The organism is Mesorhizobium sp. M1365 (assembly GCF_040317865.1).
In the GTDB taxonomy this organism is placed as follows: domain Bacteria; phylum Pseudomonadota; class Alphaproteobacteria; order Rhizobiales; family Rhizobiaceae; genus Mesorhizobium.
In genome coordinates this window covers 1-8,609 of record NZ_JAMYLG010000081.1, presented here as the reverse complement: position 1 = coordinate 8,609, position 8,609 = coordinate 1, and the positions used below count along the sequence as shown (strand labels likewise).

The 8,609-nt window shown below is 59.5% G+C and carries 9 protein-coding genes and 1 pseudogene; 4 read left to right on the top strand and 6 right to left on the bottom strand.

Features of this window, described 5'->3' with window-relative positions; all coding sequences use genetic code 11:
• The 4 genes from NKH04_RS32500 to NKH04_RS32485 all read right to left on the bottom strand — a co-directional run.
• Positions 1–310, bottom strand: a 310-nt coding sequence (locus NKH04_RS32500; protein ID WP_502913466.1) for an IS66 family transposase, incomplete at its 3' end; no start/stop codon positions are given.
• A gap of 54 nt (positions 311–364) precedes the next feature.
• Positions 365–718, bottom strand: a complete 354-nt coding sequence (gene tnpB / locus NKH04_RS32495; protein WP_014761846.1) for an IS66 family insertion sequence element accessory protein TnpB — start codon at positions 716–718, stop codon at positions 365–367.
• Positions 699–1,172 (bottom strand): IS66-like element accessory protein TnpA, encoded by a 474-nt coding sequence (gene tnpA / locus NKH04_RS32490; RefSeq protein ID WP_352496699.1) that lies wholly within the window; start codon positions 1,170–1,172, stop codon positions 699–701. Before tnpA ends, tnpB begins: the two co-directional genes overlap by 20 nt.
• A gap of 383 nt (positions 1,173–1,555) precedes the next feature.
• The gene (locus tag NKH04_RS32485) at positions 1,556–2,713 is read right to left on the bottom strand and encodes an IS110 family RNA-guided transposase (RefSeq protein WP_353045562.1); all 1,158 of its coding nucleotides are present in this window, start codon (positions 2,711–2,713) and stop codon (positions 1,556–1,558) included.
• Between the two features lie 570 nt (positions 2,714–3,283).
• Here NKH04_RS32485 and NKH04_RS32480 point away from each other — a divergent pair.
• The gene (locus NKH04_RS32480; RefSeq protein WP_353045561.1) at positions 3,284–4,186 is read left to right on the top strand and encodes an ArdC family protein; all 903 of its coding nucleotides are present in this window, start codon (positions 3,284–3,286) and stop codon (positions 4,184–4,186) included.
• A gap of 231 nt (positions 4,187–4,417) precedes the next feature.
• Here the strand turns inward: NKH04_RS32480 and NKH04_RS32475 are convergent, their stop codons facing one another.
• Positions 4,418–4,642: a hypothetical protein gene (locus NKH04_RS32475; protein WP_352817865.1), complete on the bottom strand. Its 225-nt coding sequence runs from the start codon at positions 4,640–4,642 to the stop codon at positions 4,418–4,420.
• Between the two features lie 360 nt (positions 4,643–5,002).
• Between NKH04_RS32475 and NKH04_RS32470 the strand changes: the two genes are divergently transcribed.
• From NKH04_RS32470 to NKH04_RS33355, 3 genes and pseudogenes are all read left to right on the top strand, one after another.
• Entirely contained in the window at positions 5,003–5,269 is a 267-nt protein-coding gene (locus NKH04_RS32470; protein WP_352539226.1) for a hypothetical protein, read from the top strand.
• A gap of 633 nt (positions 5,270–5,902) precedes the next feature.
• Complete coding sequence (locus NKH04_RS32465) at positions 5,903–7,285, top strand: adenylate/guanylate cyclase domain-containing protein (protein WP_352539225.1); 1,383 nt, start codon at positions 5,903–5,905, stop codon at positions 7,283–7,285.
• A gap of 60 nt (positions 7,286–7,345) precedes the next feature.
• Positions 7,346–7,489 (top strand): annotated as a pseudogene (locus NKH04_RS33355) (slr1659 superfamily regulator); the annotation flags it as partial.
• 348 nt (positions 7,490–7,837) lie between these two features.
• Here the strand turns inward: NKH04_RS33355 and NKH04_RS32460 are convergent.
• Complete coding sequence (locus NKH04_RS32460) at positions 7,838–8,440, bottom strand: hypothetical protein (protein WP_352767462.1); 603 nt, start codon at positions 8,438–8,440, stop codon at positions 7,838–7,840.
• Between the last annotated feature and the right edge of the window lie 169 nt (positions 8,441–8,609).

Genomic DNA, 8,609 nt, shown 5'->3' with positions numbered 1-8,609 from the left:
GGTTTTCCGGCAAGGCCTTGCGGCCGCGCTTCTTTCCCGTCGCCCCTTCGCTCGCCGGCAAGCCCGTGTCCGGCAGGACAACGACGCCGCCATCTTCGTTGTCGGCGGCGTCCTCATCCGCGGCCTGTTCGGCTTCATTGAAGAGGCGGTCAATGTGCTTTTCACTGCGCGGCGCAAAACGATGCAGTCGTGCAAGCGCCAGCTCTTCCTCGAGTTTGACGACGCGTTCGGTGAGTTGACGGTTCTGCGCCTGCAGCGCAGCAATACGCGCCATCAACGCTTCAACAGTCGGTTCGCCGGGTCGATTCATCAGATTCTTGAATCGAAAGCATGCCGCCGCGTCAACCGCTCAATTCGAGAGCCCTCAACCCGCAACCTGATATTGCCGCACCGGATGGCGGACCATCGCATCGATGTCGATGCCGTCGAGGATCCAGTGCAATTGCTCGGTCGTAAGCGTGACCACCGCTGCCTCCCGGCGCGGCCACCGGAACTTGTCCTCGGTCAGCCGCTTCAGGACCAGCACAAAGCCCGACCGATCGAAGAACAGGAGCTTCATCCGGTCGCGACGGCGATTGCAGAACGCAAAAACCGCCGGAGCAAACGGATCGAGCGCCATCGTCTCTTGGACCAGAACCGCAAGGCTGTTGATGCCGGCCCGGAAGTCGATCGGCTCGCGGTGCAGGTAGACTTTCAGGTCAGCGCCCAGTCTGAACATGACCCAGTGCTCCGATGGTCGCCGTCAACGCATCCACATCACCGCATTCCAGCGTCAACGTCACGCCGTTCGGCAGCGACGCGCTCACCTTGGCTGGAGAGGAAAAAGGCGCTGTCCTTTTCGATGCCGACCTACGTGCCCCATCGCAAGTCCCCGGCAAATCCACCGCAGCCATGCTGCTCTGTCGCAGCAAGGCCCGATCGGAAGTGCTTTCAATCTGAACCGGGATGAACGCCGATGGTGGGGGCTGTGGGAGGGACTGGGTCTCCGCCCGCTTCTTTATCCACTTCCGAAGAAGGTTCGCATTGACCCCATGTTCGAGCGCAAGCCTCGATACCGACACGCCAGGCTCAAGACAGGCCGAGACAAGACGGTCCTTCGATGCCGGGTCGTATCGGCGTCGCCCGTCCCGACCGACAAGCCTCACCCGCAGTTTCTGCTCATCTTCTTCCATCACAAGGTGTCCACCTATTTTGGTGGACACCTTGTATGGGGATTTCGTTGTCAAGGGGCCTTCACTGATTTCGCGGTAAAGCGGTCAGGATAGCCATAACAGAACGGTTGGTCACTGCCTTGTGCATTGGTCCGCGAGCATCAAATTCGAGGGGAGCCTGCCTTTGGGGCGCATCGCATTACGCCGCAACCTTGTATTCGGTGGGTCTGCAAAAGACCCGGACCATGAAGCAGTCATTGGCTTCAGCAGCAAGGCTCCGAGGCGGCGGGCCCATTCTCATGACGGCAAATAACGCCATGGTGTCCATCGGGACACCGCCACCTCGAATCGATACGCGCGGGCGTCATTACGGCGGTTGATCCGTCAGGCGCCCTGCAGTGTGTTCAGTTCATCGGGCGCAATGTGACGCCCATCGGGATTTCGCCGACGGTAACCAATCGCCAGAGCGCGATGAGTAACTTGCGTGCGAGCGCCACGATCATCGTCGTCTTGCGGGCGCCCTGTGCCGCTCGTGCCTGGAACCATTGCGTCAGTTCGCTATTCTTTTGGAATCTCAGGAAGCGCCAGGCCAATTGGATCAGCCCGCGTCGCACCCGGGCGTTGCCTGCCTTGGCCAACCCCTTTTCGCGTCGTTTAGATCCGCTCTCGTCGGGGGAGCCTGTCAGACCGGCGTAACGCGCCACCGCGCGCCGGTCTCTGAGGTTGCGGCTAAGCACCTCGTGGACCAGCATGTCGGCTGTCTCAATCCCGACACCAATCACGCGCGCCAATAGCACAACCATTGCATTATACCCCGACGCGGGCGCCTGCTCAAGCTGGGCAATTCTGGCTTTTTCAATCGTCGTGATCTGATCGCGCACCACCGCAAGCCGAGCCATGTCGCGCCGCATCTCTTCCAGCATATTCGGCGGAAGCGGCTGTCCTTCCGAAGTGCGCAGGTCCGGCAACTTCTTCGGCGCCCGGCGAAGCTCGGCCTTGAAGCCACGGATGCCGAGCCGAGCCAGCGCCCCTTTCATGCGATTGACTATCCGCGTTTTCTCGCTGACCAGGTTCTCCCGCTCGCGGCTCGGCCGCTTGGCATCCTCTTCCGCCAGTGATGGGATCGCCACCATGCGGCAGTGGCCACGCTCGCCACGCAGCCAACCCAGGAACACGCGCATCAGCATGGCCGTGTCTAGCCTGTCGGTTTTCGCCCGTCGGTGTTCACGGTTCACGGCGACGCTGGTTGAATGGATGACGTGAGCGTCTATGCCTCGCGTCTGCAGCCACCGGGCCAGCCAGAAGCCGTCTCGCCCAGCCTCGAAGGCCAGCGCGACCCGGTCTATCGGCATGCCCGCAGCCTCCGCCTCCGATCGCCAACGCGCGATCAAACCGAGCAATGCATTGGGATCGGGATCGAGTTTCTTGAGGGGGTGTCGCTGAACGCCGGGAAGCATTCCGGCCACCAGCCAGTTATTTTGACTCATTTCTACAACGACGAGCACAGTGCGAGCTTGATCCAATACAGTGATTGATCGGCTGAGATCGTCGACTTTGGACATGATAGTCTATCCTTCGGGTTGATCGTACGACGATGGTGCCACCTCGCCGCTCCCCCGCATAGCTTCTCATGCATCAGAGCACTCAACAGCAAAAGGTGCGGGGAAATTCGCGCTTACACCTCGCATGGCCTCAGGGAAGGCGCATGCGGCGCAGCAAAAACCGGAACAGCGACCGAACCCGATTACGGCGCCGGATTCTGGGCGCGTACTGCTTCGCTGAAGCTACGCAGGACCGGGCTCTCGTAAACCGAACTCCGGCTTCGCCACGCTACGCCGGGATTTCGGCCATCCGGCTTCCATCCCTCGCGCAAGCACGCCCTTTCAGGCCGTGACCTGAACGGGCCGTTTCGGCCCGTGCAACCTTTTCTCTTTTGATCCGGGGCTGCCGCCCCCTGCCGTCAAGGCCGGGCGCTATTCGCGTGAAAATCAAAGGCCGTGTGCTCACTCCGCTGTGGGCCGCACCACCCTTTCATTTTCAGCCTTGACCGCATTCCGCCCGCTCATTGGCGCGGGGCCTAGTCCGGTTGCAGCAGCAGCTGCTGCGCAACCGTAAACTAGGAGGAAAAACCAATGAAAGCAGATGTTTATGAGAAGGTGACGGCGAGCATTGTTGCCGAACTGGAACAGGGCCTGCGCCATTGGCTGAAGCCTTGGAACGCGGAGCACGCCGCCGGGCGGATTTCGCCGCCCTTACGTCATAACGGCGTGCCCTATCAGGGAATCAACATCATCATGCTTTGGTCGGTAGCCATGGCGCAGGGCTTTGCCGCGCCGATCTGGATGACCTTCAAACAGGCGCAAGAGATGGGCGCGCATGTCCGCAAGGGCGAGAGGGGCAATCTTGTCGTTTATGCCGACCGTATCCGCAGGACAGAGAAGGACGAAGCGACCGGCGAGGAGCAGGAGCGGGATATCCCGTTTATGAAGGGCTACACCGTCTTTAATGTCGAGCAGATCGAGGGCCTACCGGCGCAATTCTATGCCCCGGCGGAACAGCGCCTCGATCCGGTAGCACGCATCGAGCATGCCGAAACTTTCTTCGCCGCGCTGCGCGCCGATATCCGTCACGGCGGCAATCAGGCCTATTACAGCATGGGCAGCGACCATGTGCAGATGCCGCCGTTCGAGACCTTCCGCAATGCCGAAAGCTATTACGCAGCGCTGGCGCACGAGTGCACGCACTGGACGCGCCACCCCTCGCGGCTGGAGCGGGATTTTGGCCGCAAGCGCTGGGGCGACGAAGGCTACGCGATGGAAGAACTCGTTGCTGAACTTGCTTCGATCTTCCTGTCCGCCGATCTCGACCTGACGCCCGAAACCCGGCCCGACCATGCCGCCTATATCGGCTCATGGCTGAAGGTGCTTAAGAACGACAAGCGGGCGATCTTCACCGCAGCCAGCCACGCGCAGCGCGCCGCGGATTTTCTTCACGGCTTGCAGGAAGAAGCCGGCTTGCTGGAGGCCGCGGAATGAAGCGGCCCGAGACCATCTGATGTGACCCCACCGTCGCACAAGGTCGGCGATAGCCTTCTGTTTCCTTCTGTCGACCTCAACCATGGTCGAGGATAGAACCTCCTGCCGAGAAGATTTGTTCCTTGGTTCCTTGGAAGGCGGGAATGTTGGTAGAAATTTCTGAGCGGGATCGGATAACTGGCTGGCGCAAAGAGTGCCCTCTCGGGGTTGAACCAGTGGGTTGCCATGACGCTATTCGTGGAGGTCGAACGCGACAAACAGGCCAAAGGCTGGGGCAATCTCTACAATAAGCTCGACCGGCGCGCAGTCACTTTCCACTTGCGGCCCGTCTCGGCGCACCACTGTAATGGTCTCTTTGACGGAGATGATTTGACCGCGACGGGCTTGTAGGATCAGCTCTTCAACAATCTCGTGGGCAGTCACGTTGCTGGGTCGCCCGTTCGTAAGAACGCTCATCCGAGGCCTCCACCTCAGCGATAACCCACGAGCTTGGCCCGCCGGGTCATGACAGGCACCTACGCCCAACTGCCCTTTCCGACCCCAGCGCCGGATCCCGATATGTGCCACGCGAGTCCTTGCTGTTGTTGTCCGGCTGTTTGCGCTTGTCACATGTCAATAGCCACAGCCGCGTGACCGCGATCCTGGTTCATTGAGGTCGAACGGTCCGTAAGAAACGCCCACTCCGAATCGTTCTTCCGCGCGCCTTTAACGAAATAATTGACAGTCCAACCGAAACGGCGCTCCGTCGTTCGACGGGATGGATCTTGGCACTTTTGGTTGATGCCGGGCCTTCGCCGTTACGATAGGGAGGATGCAATGCCGACAGTCATTGGCTACCATAACATCACAAAGGGCGCAAAACACTGGCTCGACTCGCCGAAGCGCAAAGAGCTTTTTGGTCCGCTCGGCGTGACCAACATACGAACATTTGTAGATCCACAAAATCCGACTCGGGTGGCCGTTCTCATGGACGTTCCGGACATGGACGCCATGATGAAAGCTATGCAGAGCAAGGAAGCCGCGGATGCGATGGCCTTCGATGGAGTGGTTCCAGAGTCCTTGGTGATCCTGGTCGAATCGTAAAGGTGATTGCTCCGCTGGCCAAGCTTAGGTTTGGTCAGCGATGGTGCGGTTCCAGTCATTCTGGAAAGCGCCCATTGTTGGCGTAGAGCCCGCTGGCCACTGGCTTCAAGAGCGGGCGCTGCGCGTCAGCGCCGACGTTGGTCTCGGTCGCGCCAAGGTCAGCCGCTACAGCTTGCGCAACCTAATGCCGGCTCAAGTCCGCAAATCAACTATTCCGCGCGTTCACGCTGGACTTCCGCTTGCCACCCCAGCCAGTCGTTATGCTCATTTCGGGCTTGCTCCGGCTCATGTGTTTGAACCAGCGGGACGCGCCATTGACGGAAGTTCGACGATTAGAGCGAGATGATCCGCTTCCCGCGCTGATTGCGGGCGTACATCGTTGCTGCGTGGTTGTTGCATCTGGACTAAGCCCGATTCTGCTCTGCGAGGACACCAACACGATCCGCGCCGTGATGAACCCTCGTTGTCCGCTCAGCAAGCGGTCGCTGCCGATGCAAGCGGTCTTATGGTCCGGTCCCCGCAACGAAACCATTTCGGCTTCGTCGGTGCTCGAATTTTGCATGATTCTATTGCCTGAGCCGATTGGTGCTACACTGGCAAGCCAGTTAACGCGACGGACCTGTGTTCGGTGATATGACCAAAGTAACCGCTTTACCCGACAGAGTGGGTTTCGACGTGGCCGCAGATGAGACCTTGCTTGAGGCGGCTCTCAGATCGGGCGTGCCATTTGCCCACGCATGCGGCGGCAGGGCGAAATGCTCGACATGCCGCGTTTGGGTTCTCGACGGCATTGAGGCTTGCCCGGACCGGAATCCGGACGAAACCCTGATGGCGAACCGGTTGAGATTGGCCGATGAGGTTCGGCTGGCCTGTCAGCTCAGACCGGAAGGCGAGCTTCGCGTCCGACGCCTGGTGCTAGACGAAACCGACATGATGATCACCAGCCAGCTTGGCGCTTCTGCCGCGACGCGTTGCGGCGAAGCAAGGCATGTTGCGGTCTTCTTCAGCGACATTGTAGATTTCACAGCGCTGTCGGAGCGGCTTTCCCCCTACGACGTGATGTATCTGCTCAATCGTTACTTCGCCCAGGTCGGCGACATCATCGAGCAGAATGGCGGTTTCATCGACAAACTGATCGGCGATGGCCTCATGGCAATATTCGGCATCGACGACCAGCCCGACGCTCCGCTCCGCGCCGTGAACGCCGCACTTCAGACCCTCGCCACAGTTGATCGTCTGAAGCCGTTCTTTGCCTCGATGTATGGCATCGATTTCGATATTCGCATCGGCCTCAACTATGGCGAAGCCGTCATCGGCACATTGGGTTTTGCTGGACACAAACGTCTCACGGCCATCGGCGACATTGTAAATCTGGCCAGCCGGGTCGAGGCCGCCAATAAAGATGCCGGTACGCGATTGCTGATATCCGAGGCCCTCCGCGACCAGATCGCCGACAAGGTGGAAATCGGCGACTTCGTCAGGGTACGCCTTCGCGGTACCGGCGAGCGCACAAGCCTGTTCGAAATCGTCAGGCTGAAGCCCGAAATTGACGCCGAGCTGAATGCCAGACGGCCTCGCGAAACCATCCGTCAGGGCGGCAGGAGGTGGATTCGCGCTTTCGCCGAAGACGAGCTTCAGCCCCACGAACGCCGGATTCTCGATTTTGAAGATTACGACATCGTCGTCGTTCGCGGATCCGATAGCTATTGCGCCTTCAACAATGCCTGCCCGCATCTTCATCTGCCGCTCTACGAGCGCCGAAGTTCCGCTCAGGCCGAAAAGCTGAAGCTCCCACACATGGAGAGCACGATCACCGCAGATCTTGGCCTGGTCTGCCGCTGGCATCAGAGTTGTTTCGACCTGCTTACCGGCGAAATCAGGGAGTGGGCGAAGTTGGAGCACGATGGTACCAGGGCGGGCCTTGAATATTTGGGTGACATTTCGAAAAACCGCGCAAAGCTGATCGTATATCCCTGCCGAAAGCAGGACGGCTTTGTGTGGATCGGGCTCGAGTGAAAACGGTCCAATATTTCAGTTTTTCCGTCGCGGTCCCATGTCGCCCCTCTCTGAGGGACCTTTCTCAACTCTTCCGGCATCAACCTGCTGGCGAAATTTGCCATCGAGGTGCGCAAGCATCCCGATGTTCGACTCGTCGTGCGTGGAACGCCCGACATACCCTGGCAATCGAAAAATCGAAGATCAATGTCGAACCTGAAGAAGCGAAGAAGCGAAGAAGCGAAGAAGCGAAGAAGCGAAGAAGCGAAGAAGCGAAGAAGCGAAGAAGCTGCATCCCGCTCTGGACTGACCAGGCCCCGGACTGCGTGAGCTAGCGGCAATCCGGATGGCACATGCCAGTCGGACGGTGCAAGGCGCAAGTGCGCCGCCGAGCGAGATATGTACGCCAAGATAAGTATTAGCCTGAATATCTCAAAGTGAGGGGTGCATCGGCCCCGAGAATCTGAGAAACTGCTTTTGCAACAAAGAGTCATCAGATCCAAGGACGGGGTCCGATGCACCCCTCACTTTGAGATATTCAGGCTAGCTGGTCGCTTGGGGCGGTGCTTCATTTTACCAGCCGGCTAGCTCTGGCAGATCGTCAAGCCAGCTTTTCTCTGGCATCGAGGCCTCGCCGGCTAGCGGCGCAGCCTCGGAGGCGTTGTGAATGAGCCAGTCCATCCACTTTCGATAAGCGGACGGTGCCAACTCGGGCGGCAGCACCTTGGCCTTGGCCAGCATGCGTTTGCGAAAACTGACTTGCCTGCGCAGTTTGATTGACGTGAACTTGATTGACTTGCCCTGGTATTCAACCGTCCAGCGCCCATCTCCGTGGCTGGTGAGCCTGTCGATGGCGAAATCGGCGTCGACCGGCCTGTCTCGCCAGGGAAGCTCGATGGCATTCTTCCTCAGATTGAGTGCCCATCGCCTGTAACTGGCCCCGGCACGCCGGGGCGGCAGCACGCCAGCCTGTTCGAGTATCTTCCTGCGGAAGGCAGGCTGCTTCTTGAGCTGGCCGGTCGACAGCTCGATGCGATGCTCACGGAATTCGACGTGCCAGCGGATCCTGCCATTGCCGAAATACTTCACCAACCTGTCTATGACGAACTCGTCATCGGAAAGCATCACGCACCCCTGCTTGATACTTTCGAAAATGTACTGGCTATCGGTGGGCATGACGCGCCTCGTGCAGGACCTTTCAGAAGCTCAGAGCTGCAACACCTTGAGCTGCTGCAGGCTCAGATGCCCGGCGTGGGAGACCCGGTATCCGGGGCCGGCAGCACGGAAGATATCGGCGACCTCCAGGTCGGCGCGCACCGGTTCAGCCGGACGGCGTCTTGCCTTC